The sequence below is a fragment of the Streptomyces sp. CB03234 genome (assembly GCF_001905885.1).
In the GTDB taxonomy this organism is placed as follows: Bacteria; Actinomycetota; Actinomycetes; order Streptomycetales; family Streptomycetaceae; genus Streptomyces.
The window spans coordinates 83,994-102,601 of record NZ_LIYH01000007.1; the positions used below are offsets into that span (position 1 = coordinate 83,994).

The window sequence follows — 18,608 nt, forward strand, 5'->3', positions numbered from 1 at the left end:
TGGGTCACTTCTCTGCTGTGGCCAGTCGGGAGCGGCTCATGCCGTACAGGAAGTAGACCACGAGACCCACGGCCATCCAGACACCGAAGTAGACCCAGGTGACGGTGTCGAGCTTGTACATGCTGTAGCCGCAGCAGAGGAAGCCCAGCACCGCGAACACCGGGCCGAACGGCACCTTGAAGCTGCGCTCCATGTCCGGCTTGGTGAACCGCAGCACCACGACCGCGACGTTGACCAGGGCGAAGGCGAAGAGCGTGCCGATGCTGGTGGCGTTGACCAGCTCGCCGAGCGGGACGGCCGCGGCGAGGACACCGCAGAACAGCGACACGATCACGGTGTTGGCGCGCGGCGTGCCCGTCTTGGGGTTCACCTTGCGGAACACCTTGGGGACCAGGCCGTCGCGGGACATCGCGAAGAGGATGCGGGTCTGGCCGTAGAGCACGGTGAGGACGACGCTGGCGATGGAGATGACCGCGCCGGCGGCGAGGAGGGTGCCCCAGAAGCTCTGGCCGGTGACATCGTTCATGATCGCGGCGAGCGACGCCTCCGAGCCCTCGAACTTCTTCCAGTCCCAGGCGCCCACGGCGACGGCCGCGACCAGCACGTACAGCGCGGTGACGATGACCAGCGAGAGCATGATCGCCCGCGGCAGGTCCTTCTTGGGGTTCTTGGCCTCCTCACCGGCGGTGGAGGCGGCGTCGAAGCCGATGTACGAGAAGAACAGGATGGCGCCCGCGGCGCCGATGCTGCCGACGCCGAGCGGCATGAAGTCCGCGTAGTTGCCGGACTTGAAGCCCATGAAGCCCACGGCGCAGAACAGCACGAGCGCGGCGATCTTGACGCCCACCATGATCGTGTTGGCGCGGGCCGACTCCTTGGCTCCGCCGAGCAGGAAGACCATCGCCAGCACGACGACGATGAGGGCGGGCAGGTTGAATATGCCGCCGTCGCCGGGGGGCGCGCTGAGCGCCTCGGGGAGGGTCACCCCGATGGTGCCGTCGAGGAGCTCGTTGAGGTAGTCGCCCCAGCCGACCGCCACGGCGGCGACGGACACGCCGTACTCCAGGAGCAGACACCAGCCGCACACCCAGGCGACGAGTTCACCCATCGTTGCGTACGCGTACGAGTACGAGGAGCCGGCGACGGGGATGGTGCCGGCCAGCTCGGCGTAGGAGAGGGCCGAGAAGAGCGCCGTCAGTCCGGCGAAGACGAAGGCGAGCGTGACGGCCGGGCCGGCCAGCGGGACGGCTTCGCCGAGGACGACGAAAATGCCCGTGCCGAGCGTGGCGCCGATGCTGATCATGGTCAGCTGCCACATGGAGAGCGAGCGGCGGAGCGAACCGCCCTCACCCTGCCCACCCTCTGCGACCAGCACATCTACCGGCTTACGCCGGGTGAGAGCGGAGAGCCCGGACGCCTTGGGCGCGGACGGTTCGGTGGCGGGAGGGGCTGTGCCTTGGTCCAGCACTGCGGGGGCTCCTTCATCGCTGCGGGTCGGACGGAGGGCGACCTGCGGCGGCTCGTGGGCGTCGGGGACAGCCCACGGGGGAAGGTGAAACCGCCGAGCAGGCGGTCACCGCCACTCCTGGTACGGGGCACGAGCCTAAAGGTCGCGCTTCGCGCTCGTAATGCAGGGTTGTTGCGCATCCGCGAATGATCATTGCGCTCTTGGGGCACAGACGGGGAAACATTGCGCCCCGCCGCACGAATCGACACATTGGGGGCCCCGAGCAGCTTTTTCACCGACCGGAGGAGACCCGTATGACCTGGCAGGACCCGGTGCCTTTTCTGCGCGGTACGGCCTGGCTCGACGCCCACGGCCGCGCCGTGCGCGCGGACCCGGCGGACCTGGCCCGGCTGCCGTGGGACACCGCCGAGCGGGCCGCGCTGCCGATCGGCGTACGGCTGGAGTTCACGGCGTCACCGGGCACCCGCGCCGTGCAGATCCGCTACCGCGCCGCCGTCCCGGACGGGACCGAGCCACTGCGTGAGCTGGCTCACTGCTTCGCCCTGTGGGCGGGCGACCGCTGCGTCCACGAGGCGTTCACCCACCCCGCCGAGGAGACGATCATCACCCTCCCGCTGCCGGGAGGCGGGCGGTGGGGTGCGCGGGCACACCGGTGGGCGGGGGCGGAGGCGCGTGCGGGGTCGCGTGAGGCGCGTGCGGAGGCGCGTGCGGTCGCCGGCATGGTCCCGGCGACGGGCGCGGGGGCGACCGGCGGCACGGCAGGCGCGGCCGGGGTCGCGGGTCCGGGCATGGGCACGGGCCCAGCCGTCGCCCCCGCCGGCGCTGCTCCGAGCCCGACGGGCACGGAGGCGGGCACGGCGGGTGGGGGGTTCGGTGGGCCGTTCAGCGTGCATCCGCCGGAGAGCCAGGCGCCCGTGGTCCTCGGGCTGCGGGGCGTCGGCGGCACCCTCTTCCCCGCTCCCCCGCGACCTCGCTGGCTGGTGCACGGCGACTCCATCACGGAGGGCTGGTGGTCCACCCGACCCGCCCACTCCTGGCCGGCCGTCGCGGGACGGGCCCTCGGGCTGGACACGGTCAACCTCGGCTACGCGGGCTCGGCGCGGGGCGAGCTCGCCATCGCACAGCAGCTTGCCGCCCTCCCCGCCGACCTGCTCACCCTCGCCTTCGGCACGAACTGCTGGTCCGGCGTCCCGCACACCGCGCCACTGCTCTACGAGACGACACGGGCCTTCATCACCCTCGTGCGCCAGGGCCATCCGGACACGCCCCTGCTGCTGGTGTCTCCCCTGCTGCGCCCGGAGGCGGAGGCCACGGCCAACGACCTGGGCGCGACGCTCGCCGAGCTGCGGACGGCCATGGAGGAGGCCGCCCGGGACCTGATCGCGGCCGGTGACGCACGGCTGTCGCTGCTGCCCGGCCGGGACCTGCTCGGGCCGGGGCATCTCGCGGACGGCCTGCACCCGGACGACGCGGGCCACGCGCGGGTCGCGGCGGCGGTCGTGGCGGCGGTCGCGGCAGCCGTACGCGACGCGCCGTCGCCCCTCGCTCGGCCGGCGACCTCGACCTGACGGGGAGGAATGTCCTGGCGAAGGCGGGGTAGGGGCGCCTCGGTCGGTGACATCGTTCCGAGTTCCGAAGGAGGTTCTGTCGTGCTGATGGCGCACCCGTCGATGCTGCGCAAGCTCGTGGCCAGGTATGAGGAACTGGCCGCGCACGGTGCGGAATCGGTGGACCCGAAGATCGTGCGTCAACGGGAGGACACCGCCTACACCCTCTGCGTGTCCACCGGTACGCGTGACATACGCGACGCGTTGCGGGTGGCCAGACACGCCATCGCGGCCGCCGGAGAACCGGCGGCCGTTTCGGCGGCGTCGGCCTCGGCATAAGCGGACGGGGAGGGCGGCGACCGGCACTCTCCGGTCGCCGCCCTCGGCGTCCGCACGGCGGCATACCGTGGAGTCACGTTTCTTCCCGGTCCCGTGCGGCCATTACGATCCAACCGCCGTTGAACATGAGAAACCGGCCGGGCGGTCAACTCGACGATGTTTCCGGCGCCTTGCCTCGGAAACCCGCCCGTCCAGTTTCCGATTGCGAGAGGTGCTTGTGAACACCAGCGAATCGAGCGTGCGGGACCGCCTCTGCGAGGCCCTGCGGGAGCGCGAGGAGGAGATCGCGGACCGGTGGGTCCGGCTCCAGCTGGAGCAGGCGGTGCTCAGTACCGACATGAGTGAGCACGAGGTGCGCGAGGAAGCCGACCTGCTGATCTCCGCCCTCGCCGCGGGCCTGGCCAGCGACGTGCCGGTGGAACGGCTGGTGGCGTCCCGCAACGAACTGCGGCAGACGGTGATAGAGCTGTCGCTGCGCCGCGCGCGGGCGGGCGCCTCGCCGACCGCCACGTCGATGGCCGTGCTGTCGCTCAAGGAGGCGCTGCTGTCCGCCGTACAGCACACCACCCGCGACTCGGCGGAGCTGTTCTCCGCCGCCATCCTGGTCAACCGGTTGCTGGACGCGGCCGGGGTGCTCTCGTTCGAGACGTACGTGGAGGGGCGCGAGGAGATCATCCAGCGGCAGAGCCGTCAGCTGCTCGAAGTCTCCACGCCCGTGGTCCGGTTGTGGCGGCACGTCCTGGCCGTACCGCTGATCGGCACGCTGGACACCGCGCGTACGCAGGTGGTCATGGAGAGCCTGTTGCAGGCGATCCAGGACAATGAGGCACAGGTCGCCATCATCGACATCACCGGCGTGCCTGCCGTCGACACCGCGGTCGCCCAGCATCTGATGCACACCGTCAACGCGGTACGGCTGATGGGCGCCGACTGCGTCATCAGCGGGATCCGGCCGCCCATCGCCCAGACCATCGCGCAGCTGGGCATCGACCTGTCGACCATCCTGACCCGGGCGACGCTGGCGGACGCCCTGGCGGCCGCCATCCAGCTGACCGACCAGCCCGCCGTCGGCCAGGACGCCGGCGCGGCTCGGCCGGTGACCGCTCGGCCGGTGACCGCGTGACGGCCCCTCGCGCCACCGGCGTTCCCATCCTGCGGCTCGGCGACGTACTGATCACCGGGCTGCTCAACGAGCTGGACGACCAGTCGGCCGTGGCCTTCACCGACGAGCTCACCGAGCGGATCGCCGGTGACGGCGCCCGGGGCGTCCTGATCGACATCTCCCGGCTGGAGATCATCGACTCGTTCGTGGCGCGCACGCTGATGGAGCTGACCACCATGGCCCGCCTCCTCGGAGCCCGGGTGATCGTGGCCGGGATGCGGCCGGCGGTCGCCATCACCCTGGTCGAGCTGGGGCTGCAGCTGACCGGCGTGGAAACCGCCCTCAACGCGGAGCAGGGCCTGACCGCGCTCGGCTGGCACCGCATGCCCCAACCCGCGGGGGAGGTCCGACGTGACGCTCCACGGTGAACGGGTGGCGACGCCGGGCTCCGAGCTCATCGCCCAGCGCTCCCCCGCGACCGGCGGCGGCCCCTACGGCGTGCCCGCCTCCTCCGGCACAACGGGCACGACGGGCACGACGGGCACGACGGGCGCATCGAGCACATTGAGCACGTCCGGCCGGTCCGGCGTCCGGTCCGGCACGTCCGGCGACGCGTACGGGGACCCCGAAAGGCACCCCGACGGCCACGGCGGCGGCTCCCGCTACGCCGTCGCCTCGGAGGAGGACCTGCTGACGGTACGTCATGCCGTACGGGCCGCCACCGTGGAAGCCGGCTTCGGGCTCGTCGACCAGACCAGGATCGTGACCGCCGCCAGTGAACTCGCCCGCAACGCCTACGTCCACGGCGGAGGCGGCGCCCTGGAGATCCGGATACTGACCCGGTCCGGGCGCAAGGGGCTGCGGCTCACCGTCCGGGACGACGGCCCCGGCATCCCCGACGTGGAGGAGGCCCTCACCGACGGGTACACCACCGGCACGGGGCTCGGCCACGGACTGGGCGGAGCCCGGCGGCTGATGCACGAGTTCCAGGTCCACAGCGCACCCGGCCAGGGCACCACCGTGGCGCCCTGCCCGACCAGGCCGCCGTGCTGGCCAGCGAACTGGCCGGCAACGTCGCCAAGTACGCCCTGAACGGCTCGCTCTACATCCAGCCGCTGCCGCTGCGCACCGGCGTGGAGATCCTCGCCGTGGACCGGGGACCGGGCATGGCCGACCTGGAGCGGTGCCTCACCGACGGGTACACCACCAGCAGCACGCTGGGCTCCGGCCTCGGCGCGGTACGCCGCATCGCGGACGAGTTCACCGTACGTACGAAGGAGGGCGCGGGCACCGTCGTCTCCGCCCGCCTGGGCACACCGGGAGACAGCCCCGGCGAGGGGACGCCGGGCGTCGGCGCGGTACGCGTCCCCGCCGACGGGGAGAGCGCCTGCGGGGACTCCTGGGGCCTCGCCGTCACCGGGGACGTACGCACCGCCCTCGTCGTGGACGGGCTCGGTCACGGCGGGCCCGCGTCCGAGGCGGCCGAGCTGGCCGTGCGCGCGTTCCACCGCGACCCCGCTCAGCCACTGCCCCAGCTGCTGCGCGCGATGCACCGCGCGCTGCGCCGCAGCCGGGGCGCGGCGGTCGGGCTGCTGCGGCTGTCGGCCGACGGCATCGAGCAGTGCTCGGTGGGCAATGTGCGCACCCTGCTGCTGGCGCACGACGGCGTCCGGCAGCGCTTCGGCGGCCAGCCGGGTGTCGTCGGCTGGAACATGCCCGAGCCGCGGGTGCAGCGCGTACCCGCCGAGCCGGACGCCGTCGCCCTGCTCCACAGCGACGGCATCGACGCCCGCTGGACGCACACCCTGACCCCGTTCCTGACCGGGCTGCCCGCGCCGCTGCTCGCCGGAGCCCTCGCCCACGAACACCGGCGCAGCCGGGACGACGCCACCGTCCTCGCCCTCGGTCCGGTGCGGAGAGAGCCATGAAACCGCAGATCACGACCCTGCACTCGCTCGCCGGACTGCGCAGCGCCCTGCGTCGCCTGGCCCACCGGGCGGGCCTGCCCGTCGAACTGCGCTACCGGCTCGCGCTGTCGGCGACCCGGGTGGCCCGCGCCGAGCTCGCCGCCGGCCGGCCGGTTCTGCTGGAGACGGTGCCGCCGCAGCCGGCCGGCGGGGCGGACGGCCGGCTGACCGTACGGCTCCACCTCCCGCACGCGCCGCGCCGGCCGTCCCTCGAAGGGCTCCCGCTGCCGGCGGAGCGGCTGCCCGGCACGGCCGCCGTGTGGCGGGTGCCCGCGCCCGTCCCGCCCGCCACGGACGCGGGCGGGGACGATCCGCCCGGCCTGGTGGAGCTGCTGGAGGAGGAACTGAGCGCGGCGGTCGACCGGATGGACGCGCTCTCCGAGGACCACCAGCGGCTCAAGCACGAGCTGGCCGAGACGAACAGCGGCGTGCTGGCCCTCTACGTACAGCTGGAGGAGCGCGACGAGCAGCTGCGCCAGGCCCACGGCCGGATACTGCGCCAACTGGAGGACGCCCTGCGCCCGCCGCCGGTCCGGGTCCCGGGCCTGGAGATGGCCGTCCACTACGAGCCGGCGGAGAAGCACGCCCCGACGGGCGGCGACCTGTACGACTGGTTCGTCCTGCCGGACGGCACCGTGCACATCACGGTGGTCGACGCGCTCGGGCACGGGCTGACCAGTACGCGCAGCGCGCTCAACGTCACCCACGCCGTACGCACCCTCGCTCTGGAGGGCCATCCGCTGGAGTCGATCGTCGCCCGCACGGACGAGGTGCTGGCGACCTTCGACCACGAGCTGATGGCCACCGTGCAGCTCGTCCGGCTCGACCCGGACAGCGGAGAGCTGGTCCTGGCGAACGGCAGCCACCCGCCCGCCCTCCTCGTACGGGAGGACGGGGAATCGTGCCTGCTGGAGGTGCGCGGCCGGGGCATCGGCTTCCCGCTGCCCGGCAGCGAGCGGCTGCTGCGCGACCGCCTCGGCCCCGGCGATCTGCTGGTGCTCTACACGGACGGGCTGACCGAGAGCCGCCGCGACCCGCGCGAGGGCGAACAGCGGCTGGCGCGTGCGGCACGCCGGCACCGGCACCGTCCGATAGAGGAGATCCCGGCGGCCATCGCGGACGACATGCACACGGTCATCCTCCACCCGGACGACACCGTGGCCCTGACCGTACGCCGGGTCCGCGGCTGATCCTCGCCACATCGATGGTTAATGCACGAGGGCTGGGTATGCGAGCGGTGATGACTGAAGGAGCCGCTCGTGGTTGTCATGATTTCGCCGTACGCCGACTGCGCCTCGGCCCGTGACACGGCCGCCCGCTTCGTGGCCGAGCACTGCCCGTGGGCGGACCTGGACGCCGTCCAGGTGGTCGTCACCGAGCTGACGGCCAACGCCCTGCGCCACACCGACGGCTGGTGGCGGCTGCGGCTGCGCGCCGAGCGCGGGGAGCTGACGGTGGAGCTGGACGACTCCAGCCCGGCCCTCCCCGAGGCGCGCACCCCTGACTTCACGGGCGGTGGCGGCGGCTTCGGCTGGCCCATGGTCCTGAGCCTCGCGGGCCGCGTGGAGGTCCACCGGACCGGGACGGGCAAGACGGTACGAGCGTCCTGGTCACGCCGACCGGAAGCAGCCTGAGACGCGTCCGCCGGCAGCGGCCCGCCCCGTAGCCACCGACGCCCCGTAGCCGCCGACGCGCGGCGGTTGCCCCGGCCCCCGGTCCGCGCGCCCGGTCCGCGCGACGCCCGGGGCGGTGAGCCCCGGGCGTCGCTTCGAGCAGTCGGCTTGCGCCGGGCGGCGGGCTCACTCCACCGCCAGTAGGCCTTCCCTCAGCCGCGCGGTGATCCGTGACAGCAGCCGGGACACGTGCATCTGGGACACGCCCAGCTCCGCACCGATCTCGGACTGGGTCATCTCGTCCACGTACCGCATCTGCAGAATGCGCCGGTCGCGCTCGTCGAACTCCTCGATGAGCGGCTTCAGCGCCTGGACGTTCTCGACGATCTCCAGCTCGCGGTCCGGTTCGCCCAGCCGGTCCACGAGGGTCTCGGAGGAGCTGTCGCCGCCGCTGTCGTCGAGCGGCAGGTCGATGGAGCCGGCGGTGTACCCGTTCGCGGCGACGAGCCCTTCGACGATCTCGTCCTCCTCCATGCCGAGGTGTTCGGCGAGTTCGGCGGGGGTCGGGGAGCGGTCCAGGCGCTGGAAGAGTTCGTCGGTCGCGCGGGCGATGTCGATGCGCAGCTCCTGGAGCCGCCGGGGCACGTGCACCGACCAGCTCGTGTCGCGGAAGAAGCGCTTGATCTCGCCGATCACGCACGGCATCGCGAAGGTCGTGAACTCGACCTCGCGGCTCAGGTCGAACCGGTCGATCGCCTTGATCAGGCCGATGGTGCCGACCTGGATGATGTCCTCCATCTGGTCGGACCGATTGCGGAAGCGCGTGGCCGCGTACTTGACGAGGGAGAGGTTGAGTTCGATGAGGGTGTTGCGTACGTACTGGTATTCCGCAGTCCCCTCCTCGAGCACAGCCAGCCGGTCGAAGAACTGCTTCGAGAGCTCCTTCGCGTCCTTCGGAGCCACCTCGCCGGGGTTCCGGACCTCCGGCAGATCAGCCGTCGTCTGCGGGGTGGTACCGGTCGAGATCGTGGTCGCCATGGACACTGCACCCTCCCTTTCATTTCCGTACGTTCGCAAGGGCGCGTGTACCCGTCTCGTCCCGGAGCACGCGTGGGAACGCGGACTGGCTTGAAAAATGCGGAGGGACCGCTTCCCGCGCACGGCGGGAAAACGGCCCCTTCGGCGGCCTTGGCCTGACGAGGCGTCAGCTCCAGCTGGCGTGCAGCGGCTTGCCCTCGGCGTAACCGGCGGCGCTCTGGATGCCGACGATGGCCTTCTCGGCGAACTCCTCCAGGGAGCCCGCACCGGCGTACGTGCAGGACGAACGGACGCCCGCGATGATCGAGTCGATCAGGTCCTCCACGCCCGGGCGGGCCGGGTCGAGGAACATCCGCGAGTGCGAGATGCCCTCCTCGAAGATCGCCTTGCGGGCCCGGTCGTACGCGGACTCCTCGCTCGTACGGTTGCGGACGGCGCGCGCGGAGGCCATGCCGAACGACTCCTTGTAGAGCCGGCCGTTGGCGTCCTGCTGGAGGTCGCCCGGGGACTCGTACGTACCGGCGAACCACGAGCCGATCATCACGTTGGACGCGCCGGCGGCGAGCGCCATGGCGACGTCGCGCGGGTGACGGACACCGCCGTCGGCCCAGACGTGTTTGCCGTACTTCTTCGCCTCGGCGGCGCACTCCAGGACGGCGGAGAACTGCGGGCGGCCCACACCGGTCATCATGCGGGTGGTGCACATGGCGCCGGGGCCCACACCGACCTTGATGATGTCCGCGCCGGCCTCGACGAGGTCGCGTACGCCCTCGGCGGCGACGATGTTGCCGGCGACGATCGGCACGTGCGGGTCCAGGCCCCGGACGGTCTTGATCGCGGCGATCATCGACTCCTGGTGGCCGTGCGCGGTGTCGATGACGAGCGTGTCGACGCCCGCGTCCAGCAGCTGCTTGGCCTTGCCCGCCACGTCGCCGTTGATGCCGACGGCGGCGGCGATGCGCAGCTTGCCATTGGCGTCGACGGCCGGGGAGTAGAGGGTCGCGCGCAGGGCGCCCTTGCGGGTCAGGATGCCGGCGAGGCGGCCGTCGGCGTCCACGGCGGGCGCGTACCGGCGGTTGTGGTGGTCGAGGGTGTTGAACGCCTCGCGCGGGTCCATGTCCGCGTCGAGGAGCAGCAGGTCCGTGGACATGACCTCGGACAGCTGCGTGAAGCGGTCCACCCCGTTCAGGTCCGCGTCGGTGACGACACCGACCGGCCGCTGGTCGGCGTCGACGACGACGCCCGCGTTGTGCGCGCGCTTGGGCAGCAGCGACAGCGCGTCGGCGACGGTCTGGTGGGGGTCGAGCACGATCGGGGTGTCGAGCACGTGATGACGGCTCTTGACCCAGGTGATGACGTCGGTGACGACCTCGATCGGGATGTCCTGCGGGATGACGACGAGGCCACCGCGCCGGGCGACGGTCTCGGCCATCCGGCGGCCCGCGATGGCGGTCATGTTCGCCACGACGAGCGGGATGGTGGTCCCGGTGCCGTCGGGGGAGGACAGGTCGACGCCCTGGCGGGAGCCCACGGCCGAGCGGCTAGGCACCATGAATACGTCGTCGTACGTGAGGTCGTACGGCGGCTTCAGGTCATTGAGGAAACGCACGTGCTGAACATCCCAGTCGTTCGGAGTTGGCCCCCGGGCATTTCAGCCGGGGGGAAAACGCACGTACTTCATTGTCCCATGCCCGCACACACGTACGCCCCAGGCGAAACGCACAGGCCGCGGAGGACTCACTCGTAGATTCCTCCAACCAAGCCCTGGGGCCACGCCGCGACCCTCCGTGCGCCCCGGCACCGGGCCGTGGCCGAGGCACTGAACCCCTTCGGCGGTGGATTGGGCGGGGGCCGGTTACTCGTCCGGGTCCGCGCGGTCCAGGGCCGGGCGGGGGCCCGGGGTGAACTCGGTGAGGAGGTAGTCCGCCGCCATGGTGTCCGTGACCAGGCTCGTGACGAGCCCCGACCGCAGCACCGCACCGATCGCCGCCGCCTTGCGCGCGCCGCCCGCGATGGCCACGACCTCGGGGATACGCCGCAGCCGGTCGGCCTCGACCGTGATGCACCGCTCGCCGAGGTCGCGCCCCACCCGGCGGCCGTTCGCGTCGAACAGGTGGGCCGACATCTCGGCCGCGACGCCCAGCGAGGCGTAGTGCGCCCGCTCCTCGTCCGTGAGCATGTCGTGGACGGTGGAGATGCCCGGCTCCCAGGAGCCGATGGACACCGCCGCGACCGTCACCTTGTCGAAGTACTCGAAGGCGCGGGCGATCCCGGTCTGGCTGCGCAGCGCCGCCGCCGTCGCCGGGTCGGGCAACAGCATCGGCGCGTAGATGGGGTGCGCCTCGCCCCCGGAGACCTGGGCGGCACGCCGTACCGCCTCCACCGAGCCGCGCTCGGCCGTGCCCGCGTCGTAGACGCCCGTGAGCTGGACGACCGTGCAGGGCGGCAGCCGGTCGAGGGCGGCCGCCATGTGGATGGTGGAGCGGCCCCACGCCAGGCCCAGGACGTCCCCCTCGGCCACGAGCTCGCCGAGCAGGTCGGCCGCGACCTCGCCCAGGTTCTCGGGGTCGGGCGAGGCGTCCTCGCCCTCCGGCGGGGACTCGACGACGACGGCGTGACGCAGCCCGTAGCGGGCGCGGAGCGCGTCGGAGCGCTCGGCGTCGAGCTCGGCGGGTACGCGGATCTCGATGCGTACGAGGTCACGCTCCAGAGCGGTTTCCAGGACCCGCGCGACCTTGAAGCGGCTGACGCCGAACTCCTCCGCGATCTGGATCTTGGACTTGCCCTCGAGATAGAAGCGACGGGCCATGGCCGCCGCCTGCACGAGCTCCGCGGGTCCCATCCGCAGGGCTGGCCGTCCCGCCGACATAGCAGACACCGCGATCTCCTCACTGCTGTTCACACTTCGGATCGCCATCCTCGCAGATGTGGCGGTCCTTGATCGGTCCTGTTGGGCTGCGTTCATCTGCCCGTGGTTCACCCGTGGCTCAGTGGCCGCACGCCCAGGCGGCCGTGGCGGTCGCCGCGGTGGCCTGTTCGCGCAGGGCCCGCACCGCGGCGGCCGGGTCCTCCGCTCCGTACACGGCGGAGCCGGCGACGAAGACGTCGGCGCCCGCCTCCGCGCACCGCTCGATCGTGGACGCCGAGACACCGCCGTCGACCTGGAGCCACAGCTGGAGGCCGTGCTTGGAGATCAGCTCCCGGGTGCGGCGGATCTTCGGCAGCATGATGTCGAGGAAGGCCTGGCCGCCGAAGCCCGGCTCCACGGTCATGATCAGCAGCATGTCCAGCTCGGGGAGCAGGTCCTCGTACGGCTCGATGGGGGTGGCGGGCTTCAGTGCCATCGAGGCCCGCGCCCCCTTGGCCCGGATCTCGCGGGCCAGCCTGACCGGGGCGGCGGCCGCCTCGACGTGGAAGGTGACCGAGCCGGCCCCCGCCTCCACGTACTGCGGGGCCCAGCGGTCGGGGTCCTCGATCATCAGGTGGCAGTCCAGCGGGGTGTCCGTCGCCCGCGCGAGCGACTCCACGACGGGCACGCCCAGGGTGAGGTTGGGCACGAAGTGGTTGTCCATGACATCGACGTGCAGCCAGTCGGCACCGTCGACGGCCTTCGCCTCCTCGGCGAGCCGGGCGAAATCGGCGGACAGAATGCTGGGGTTGATCTGGGCCATGAGCCAAGCCTGCCATGCCCCATGGGGTTTCTTTTACCCGATGCCCGCTTGACCTTCGCCGGACCCGGCACACTTGCCGCATTCCCGGCCTATCACGCCGTCCGCCGCAGCAGCGCCAGGTACATCGCGTCCGTGCCGTGCAGATGCGGCCACAGCTGTACGTCGGGCCCGTCGCCGAGCGCCGGGACGCCCGGCATCAGGGGTCTGGCGTCGATCAGCTCCGCGCCGCCGTGCTTCTTGAGGACGTCGTCGACGACGACCCGGGTCTCCGCCAGGTGCGGCGAGCAGGTCGCGTACCCGACGATCCCGCCCACCCGGACGGCCTTCAACGCCTCGGTGAGCAGGGCGCGTTGGAGCGGGCCGAAGCTCTCCAGGTCCTCCGGGCGGCGGCGCCAGCGGGCCTCGGGTCGGCGGCGCAGCGCGCCCAGGCCGGAGCACGGGACGTCCACCAGGGCGCGGTCGAAGGAGCCGGGGCGCCAGGGCGGGCGGGTGCCGTCGGCGGTGATGACCTGGTACGGGCCGGGGTTGCCGGCCAGCGCCCGGTCGACCAGCCGGGCGCGGTGCGGCTGCTTCTCGGAGGCGAGCAGGGCGGCGCCGCGCTCGGCGGCCAGCGCGCCCAGGAGGGCCGCCTTGCCGCCGGGGCCCGCGCAGCCGTCGAGCCAGCGCGCGTCGGGGCCGTCGAGCGGGGCATTGGCGAGGGCGATCGCGACGAGCTGGCTGCCCTCGTCCTGGACGCCCGCCCTGCCCTCGCGTACGGCGTCGATGGCGCCCGGCTCGCCGCCCTCGGCCAGCCGTACGGCGTAGGGGGACCAGCGGCCCGGCAGGCCGGCCTCGTCGCCCAGCACGTCCAGCAGCTCGCCCGTGCTGGACCGACCGGGGCGGGCCACCAGCGTGACCTCGGGCCGCTCGTTGTCGGCCTCCAGGAGGTCCTCGATCCCGGCGCGGCCGCCGCCGAGCGCGTCCCACAGCGCGGAGACGATCCAGCGCGGGTGCGAGTGCACGACCGCCAGGTGGTCCTCGGCGTCCTCGTCGTAGGGCGGGGCCACCTGCCGCACCCAGGCGTCGAGGTCCTGCTGCGCGATCTTGCGGAGTACGGCGTTGACGAACTTGGCCCGCCCGTCGCCGAGCACCACCCGCGCCAGCTCCACGCTCGCCGAGACGGCCGCGTGCGTGGGGATCCGCGTCCCGAGCAGCTGGTGCGCGCCCAGCGCGAGCACGTCGAGCACCGGCGGGTCGACCTCGCGCAGCGGCCGGTCGATGCACGCCGCGATGATCGCGTCGTACGTGCCCTGGCGGCGCAGCGTGCCGTACACCAGCTCGGTGGCGAGGGCCGCGTCCCGGTTGTCGAACCCCTCCTTCTCCCGCGCCTTCTTCAGCAGCGGCGGCAGGACGAGGTTGGCGTACGCGTCCCGCTCGTCGACGGCGCGCAGCGCCTCGAACGCCAGGATCCGCACCGGGTCCTTCTTGGGGCGGCGGTACGGCGTGGGGGGACGGCGACGGGACTGCTCGCTCACAAGGTGCTCCGCTTTTCGGTGAGGCTCGTACCCTTTCAGCCTACGTCGGCCCCGCCGGCCTTCTCGCCGGGGGCGATCCGCACGCCCCGCGCCCAGTCGGCGCCGCGCATCGGCTTCTTGCCCTGCGGCTGGACCCACAGCAGCTCCACCGCGTGCGACCCGGTGCCGACGTACACGTTGTTCTTGGCCGCCGCGAGCTCCCCGGGGGCGAGATCCGTACGGTCCGGGACGAGGGCCGCCTGGATGACTTTCAGCCGCTCGCCGCGGAAGACGGTCCAGGCGCCGGGGGCGGGGGTGCAGCCGCGGACGACACGGTCGACGCGCAGCGCCGGGGCCTTCCAGTCGATGTGCGCGTCCTCGACGGTGATCTTGGGGGCGAGGGTGACGCCTTCGGTGGGCTGCGGTACGGCCTTGAGGGTGCCGTCCTCGATGCCGTCCATCGTCGCGGCGAGCAGGCCCGCGCCGGCGAAGGCGAGCCGGGTGAGCAGGTCGCCGCTGGTGTCGGTGGGCCGCACCTGCTCGGTGATGACGCCGTACACCGGGCCGGAGTCCAGGCCCTCCTCGATCTGGAAGGTCGACGCGCCGGTCACCTCGTCCCCGGCCATGATCGCGTGCTGCACGGGCGCGGCGCCGCGCCAGGCGGGCAGCAGGGAGAAGTGCAGGTTCACCCAGCCGTGGGCGGGGACGTCGAGGGCCACGCGCGGCAGCAGGGCGCCGTACGCGACGACGGGGCAGCAGTCGGGGGCGATCTCGCGCAGCCGGGCCAGGAAGTCCTCGTCCCGGGGCTTCGCCGGCTTGAGGACCTCGATCCCGGCCTCCTCGGCGCGCTGGGCGACGGGGCTGGCGACGAGCCTGCGGCCCCGCCCGGCGGGGGCGTCGGGCCGGGTGACGACGGCGGCCACCTCATGCCGGTCCGAGGCGATCAGGGCGTCCAGGGCGGGTACGGCGACCTCGGGGGTGCCTGCGAAGACGAGCTTCATCAGTGGCTGACTGCCTGTCTGTTCGGTGGCGGTGGCGGGCGACGCACCAGTTTAGGGGCCGGTGGGGAGCGGGGGCGTACGTCGCCTTGCGCGCCCTGCGCATATGCGGATACGCCCCCGCAGCGTGACCCCGACCACGGGTGGCGCGTTGGTCAAGGCAGATTGACCGAAACGGGCCGCCGCCTCGGAGCGGCCCACCCCTTTCAACGCCGGTTCGAGAGGCTTGTAAATGGCCGACCACGCAACCCACGACGCCCAAGCCCGGGCGAGCCTGCACCTGCTGGTGCGGGACATCGAGCGGGTCCGCCGGCAGGTGGACGCGCTGCGCACGCTCACCGCCCAGCTCGGCAATGTGTACCGCCCGCGGCGATCCGGCCCGTCCACGGGCTTCGTCGTCTACGGCAGGGCCCCGGCCCCCACCGTCCGGCTGGCGCAGGAGCTGCGGGACAGCGTCGAGACCCTGGTGACCGCGGCGGTGGACTTCGACCGTTCGCTGGGCTTCTCGTGGGACGCGGTGGGCTCGGCCCTCGGGGTCACCAAGCAGGCGGTCCACCGCCGGTACGGCGCCCGGAGGGCGGCGGCCCAGCAGACGGCCACCACGGAGGCGGACCACGTCGTCGAGCCGGGCGGCGGTACGCGGACGGTGCCCTCGGTCCCGGCCGCGCGCTCGATGCCGCCCCAGCCCACCTCCGGCTCCCAGACCCTCCGCGACGAGGTCCGCCCGAGCGCCTTCCCCGGCCCGCGCAACGGCTGACCCCCACGCGGCCGCCCGGCCCCCTCGCCGCAGGGAAAGCCGGGCGGCCGCCCCGTGCGGCACCCCCGTGTCCGCCAAGCCCCGAAGCCTCCCGCAGCGCCCGGCCCGAACCGCGCCGCACCAGGACGCCCGCCCCAGCCGCTGCGACACCGGCCCTTCCGGTCGGCCCGGAAGCCCCCGCGAGTGCGCAGCCGCCCGTGCCCAGGGCGGCCCGTACCGGCCCGCGAATCCGCCCCGCCCTCGGGTTCCGCGCAGCACGCAGCCGCCCGCGCCCAGCCCCGGTGAACCGCCCCGCCCCGAGGGGCCCGCGTGGCACCAAGCTGCCGCGTTCCGGGGGCGGGGGGCGTCGGCCCCCGTGGGACTCCCGGGGGTCCGGGGGCGGAGCCCCCGGTTTCGGGGAGGGGCGGCCCCACACGCACCCTCAGCCGATGTCCGGCGGGTCCACCCGCACCCGCACCGGTTCCGTGCCTCCGCGCGCCAGCCGCGCCGCCTGCGCCGCCTTCAGCGCGGCCGCCAGCGCCGCCCCGCTCCCCGGCGGGACCCGCAGCAGCGCGCGCTCCCAGACCTCACCCGGTGGGGCGTCCCCGGGGCGGCGCGGCGCGCCCGGGGGTGGGGGCGGGAGCGGCACGGGGCCGAGGACCTCGGCGGTCGGCGGCAGCTCGGCGGCGGCCAGGAACGCCGCGACCGCCTCCGCCCGCCCGGTCACCGACGCCATCCGGGAGACCGGGGGGAAGCCCAGCTCCGCCCGCTCGGCGAGCTCGCGCTGGGCGTGGCCGACCGGGTCCCACCGCACCAGTGCCTGCACGGGCCGCAGCGTCGGCTCGGCGACGATCACGACGGTGCCGCCCTCGTCCTGGCCGCGCACCAGCGACGCGGCGTCCATCCAGCGCCGCAGCGCCTCCTCGCCCGCCCGCAGGTCGGCCCGCCCGAGCATCGCCCAGCCGTCCAGCAGCAGCGCTGCCGCGTACCCGCCCTCGGCGACCGGCTCGGCGCCCGGGGTGCTCACCACCAGCGCGGGGCGCCCCGGCACGGTGTCCAGGACGTGGTCCCGCCCCGACGTCCGTACCGGCACGGCCGGGAACGCCCGCCCCAGCTCCTCCGCCGTGCGCCGCGCGCCCACCACCTGGGCCCGCAGCCGGACGGACCCGCACTCGGCGCAGTGCCAGTCGGGCGCGCCCCGCCCGCACCAGCCGCACCGCAGCTCCCGCTGCTCCGGCGCCTCCAGCGGCCCCGCGCAGTGCCGGCACCGCGCGGGCGTCCGGCACCGCTCGCACGCCAGCCGGGGTACGTACCCCCGCCGGGGCACCTGGACCAGCACCGGCCCGGACTTGAGGCCCTCCCGTGCCGCCTGCCAGGCCAGCGACGGCAGCCGGGCCGCCCGCGCCGCCTCGTCACGGGCCAGTTCCCCGTCCCCCACGGTCCGTACCAGCGGCGCGGCGGCCCTGACCCGCTCCCGGGGCGCCACCAGCGGCCGTGCCCAGCCGGTCTCGACGAGCTGGGCGGCCTCGACCGTGCAGCTCGTACCGCCCAGCAGGAAGCCGCACTTGTCGTGTGCGGCGCGCAGCAGCAGCACCTCGCGCGCGTGCGGCAGGGGCGCGTGCTGTTCGCTGTGGCTGGAGTCACCGTCGTCCCAGATGGCGACGAGCCCCAGGTCCCGCACCGGGGCGAACATCGCCGCCCGCGTCCCGACGACCGCGCGTACGGCCCCGCGCCGCACGGCGAGCCACTGCCCGTACCGCTTCTCGGGCCCGGCCTCGGCGGTCAGCACCGCGTGCCGCCCCTCCCCCAGCACGGCGGTCAGCGCCGCGTCCACCCGCCCGGCCGCCCGCCCGTCGGGCACCACGACGAGCGCGCCGCGCCCCGACGCGAGCGTGGCGCCCACCGCCCTGGCCAGCTCCTCCGCCCAGTACGGCCCGGGCAGCGCGTTCCACACGGCCCGCGGCGACCGGCCGCCCGCGAGCGCCGCCAGGAACGCCGGCCCCTGTGCGTACCGCTCCCACGTCCCGGGCTCCGGCGCGGCGGGCGGCGGCAGCGGCTCGGGCGACGGCTTCCGCTCGGCCTTCACGTTGCGCGGCGGGACGGCCAGCTGGAGCACATCGGCAAGGCTCCCGGCGTACCGATCGGCCACCGCCCGCGCCAGGTCCAGCAGCTCGGCGCTGAGCACCGGCTCCGGCGACACCACGTCGGCGAGCGCCGCCAGTGGCCCCGAGTAGTCCGACTCGGCGCGGCGCTCCACCAGGAACCCGTCTATGAGGCGCCCGCCCTCGCGCCGCCCGTCCCGCACCTGGTGCGCCCCGGCCCCGAACCGCACCCGCACCCGCACCCCCGGCTGCGCGGCGGCGTCGAGCTCCTCGGGCACGGCATAGTCGAAGAACTGGTCCAGGTGCAGCACGCCCTTGTTCACGACGACCCGCGCGACCGGCAGCTCCTTGGCCAGCGCGGCTCCCCGCCACGTCCGTGGCTTGGCGCGGGGCACCTTCGCCTTGCGCACGGTCTCCCGTATGAGCGCGAGCTGCTCGGGCGGCTCGGCCCCCCGGCCGCCGCCACCCTCCGGCTTCCCGTTCTCGCTGCTCACAGCCCCATTCCTACCAGAGCCCACTGACAACGCCCGCGGT

At 73.7% G+C, this 18,608-nt stretch carries 17 protein-coding genes; 9 read left to right on the top strand and 8 right to left on the bottom strand.

Going from position 1 to position 18,608, the window contains the following annotated elements; translation table 11 throughout:
* Window positions 1-4: 4 nt before the first annotated feature.
* A complete protein-coding gene (locus tag AMK26_RS28895) occupies window positions 5-1,468 on the bottom strand; it encodes an amino acid permease (RefSeq protein ID WP_073758007.1) in 1,464 nt (487 codons plus the stop codon).
* A 293-nt stretch (window positions 1,469-1,761) separates the two neighbouring features.
* Between AMK26_RS28895 and AMK26_RS38095 the strand changes: the two genes are divergently transcribed.
* From AMK26_RS38095 to AMK26_RS28940, 8 genes are all read left to right on the top strand, one after another.
* Window positions 1,762-3,036, top strand: coding sequence for a GDSL-type esterase/lipase family protein (locus AMK26_RS38095; protein WP_241838112.1), 1,275 nt, complete (start codon window positions 1,762-1,764; stop codon window positions 3,034-3,036).
* Between the two features lie 87 nt (window positions 3,037-3,123).
* Window positions 3,124-3,354, top strand: coding sequence for a DUF5133 domain-containing protein (locus AMK26_RS28910; RefSeq protein WP_241838118.1), 231 nt, complete (start codon window positions 3,124-3,126; stop codon window positions 3,352-3,354).
* Between the two features lie 217 nt (window positions 3,355-3,571).
* Window positions 3,572-4,477, top strand: coding sequence for an STAS domain-containing protein (locus AMK26_RS28915; RefSeq protein ID WP_073758011.1), 906 nt, complete (start codon window positions 3,572-3,574; stop codon window positions 4,475-4,477).
* Window positions 4,474-4,884, top strand: a complete 411-nt coding sequence (locus AMK26_RS28920) for an STAS domain-containing protein (RefSeq protein WP_073758013.1) — start codon at window positions 4,474-4,476, stop codon at window positions 4,882-4,884. The genes AMK26_RS28915 and AMK26_RS28920 overlap by 4 nt, the downstream gene beginning before the upstream one ends.
* Before the next feature lie 259 nt (window positions 4,885-5,143).
* On the top strand, window positions 5,144-5,548 hold the full coding sequence (locus AMK26_RS28925; protein ID WP_241838119.1) for an anti-sigma regulatory factor: 405 nt from the start codon (window positions 5,144-5,146) through the stop codon (window positions 5,546-5,548).
* Complete coding sequence (locus AMK26_RS28930; protein ID WP_073758015.1) at window positions 5,503-6,384, top strand: SpoIIE family protein phosphatase; 882 nt, start codon at window positions 5,503-5,505, stop codon at window positions 6,382-6,384. Before AMK26_RS28925 ends, AMK26_RS28930 begins: the two co-directional genes overlap by 46 nt.
* A complete protein-coding gene (locus AMK26_RS28935) occupies window positions 6,381-7,613 on the top strand; it encodes a PP2C family protein-serine/threonine phosphatase (RefSeq protein ID WP_073758017.1) in 1,233 nt (410 codons plus the stop codon). Before AMK26_RS28930 ends, AMK26_RS28935 begins: the two co-directional genes overlap by 4 nt.
* Before the next feature lie 78 nt (window positions 7,614-7,691).
* Window positions 7,692-8,057 (top strand): ATP-binding protein, encoded by a 366-nt coding sequence (locus AMK26_RS28940; protein ID WP_073758019.1) that lies wholly within the window; start codon window positions 7,692-7,694, stop codon window positions 8,055-8,057.
* Between the two features lie 165 nt (window positions 8,058-8,222).
* Here the strand turns inward: AMK26_RS28940 and AMK26_RS28945 are convergent, their stop codons facing one another.
* The 6 genes from AMK26_RS28945 to fmt form a co-directional block, all read right to left on the bottom strand.
* Window positions 8,223-9,074 carry an RNA polymerase sigma factor SigF gene (locus tag AMK26_RS28945; protein ID WP_107421069.1) on the bottom strand — a complete coding sequence of 284 codons (852 nt, stop codon included), beginning with the start codon at window positions 9,072-9,074 and terminating at the stop codon, window positions 8,223-8,225.
* A 166-nt stretch (window positions 9,075-9,240) separates the two neighbouring features.
* The gene (locus tag AMK26_RS28950) at window positions 9,241-10,683 is read right to left on the bottom strand and encodes a GuaB1 family IMP dehydrogenase-related protein (RefSeq protein ID WP_073758023.1); all 1,443 of its coding nucleotides are present in this window, start codon (window positions 10,681-10,683) and stop codon (window positions 9,241-9,243) included.
* A gap of 246 nt (window positions 10,684-10,929) precedes the next feature.
* Complete coding sequence (locus tag AMK26_RS28955) at window positions 10,930-11,976, bottom strand: sugar-binding transcriptional regulator (RefSeq protein ID WP_198944208.1); 1,047 nt, start codon at window positions 11,974-11,976, stop codon at window positions 10,930-10,932.
* Between the two features lie 85 nt (window positions 11,977-12,061).
* Window positions 12,062-12,745 carry a ribulose-phosphate 3-epimerase gene (gene rpe, locus AMK26_RS28960; protein WP_073758027.1) on the bottom strand — a complete coding sequence of 228 codons (684 nt, stop codon included), beginning with the start codon at window positions 12,743-12,745 and terminating at the stop codon, window positions 12,062-12,064.
* A 92-nt stretch (window positions 12,746-12,837) separates the two neighbouring features.
* Window positions 12,838-14,259 carry an RsmB/NOP family class I SAM-dependent RNA methyltransferase gene (locus AMK26_RS28965; protein WP_073758029.1) on the bottom strand — a complete coding sequence of 474 codons (1,422 nt, stop codon included), beginning with the start codon at window positions 14,257-14,259 and terminating at the stop codon, window positions 12,838-12,840.
* 35 nt (window positions 14,260-14,294) lie between these two features.
* Complete coding sequence (gene fmt / locus AMK26_RS28970; RefSeq protein WP_073758031.1) at window positions 14,295-15,239, bottom strand: methionyl-tRNA formyltransferase; 945 nt, start codon at window positions 15,237-15,239, stop codon at window positions 14,295-14,297.
* A 229-nt stretch (window positions 15,240-15,468) separates the two neighbouring features.
* Here fmt and AMK26_RS28975 point away from each other — a divergent pair, with 229 nt between their 5' ends.
* Entirely contained in the window at window positions 15,469-15,993 is a 525-nt protein-coding gene (locus tag AMK26_RS28975) for a hypothetical protein (RefSeq protein WP_073758033.1), read from the top strand.
* 421 nt (window positions 15,994-16,414) lie between these two features.
* On the opposite strand, the gene AMK26_RS28980 is transcribed toward AMK26_RS28975, so the two are convergent.
* The gene (locus tag AMK26_RS28980; protein WP_073758035.1) at window positions 16,415-18,568 is read right to left on the bottom strand and encodes a primosomal protein N'; all 2,154 of its coding nucleotides are present in this window, start codon (window positions 18,566-18,568) and stop codon (window positions 16,415-16,417) included.
* Window positions 18,569-18,608: the final 40 nt, after the last annotated feature.

Excerpts from the sequence above, each read along its gene's own strand:
- AMK26_RS28910 (WP_241838118.1), top strand. The coding sequence starts at position 3,124 with ATGGCGCACCCGTCGATGCTGCGCAAGCTCGTGGCCAGGTATGAGGAA.
- AMK26_RS28975 (WP_073758033.1), top strand. The coding sequence starts at position 15,469 with ATGGCCGACCACGCAACCCACGACGCCCAAGCCCGGGCGAGCCTGCAC.
- AMK26_RS28940 (WP_073758019.1), top strand. The coding sequence starts at position 7,692 with ATGATTTCGCCGTACGCCGACTGCGCCTCGGCCCGTGACACGGCCGCC.
- rpe (WP_073758027.1), bottom strand. The coding sequence starts at position 12,745 with ATGGCCCAGATCAACCCCAGCATTCTGTCCGCCGATTTCGCCCGGCTC.
- AMK26_RS28945 (WP_107421069.1), bottom strand. The coding sequence starts at position 9,074 with ATGGCGACCACGATCTCGACCGGTACCACCCCGCAGACGACGGCTGAT.
- AMK26_RS38095 (WP_241838112.1), top strand. The coding sequence starts at position 1,762 with ATGACCTGGCAGGACCCGGTGCCTTTTCTGCGCGGTACGGCCTGGCTC.
- fmt (WP_073758031.1), bottom strand. The coding sequence starts at position 15,239 with ATGAAGCTCGTCTTCGCAGGCACCCCCGAGGTCGCCGTACCCGCCCTG.
- AMK26_RS28935 (WP_073758017.1), top strand. The coding sequence starts at position 6,381 with ATGAAACCGCAGATCACGACCCTGCACTCGCTCGCCGGACTGCGCAGC.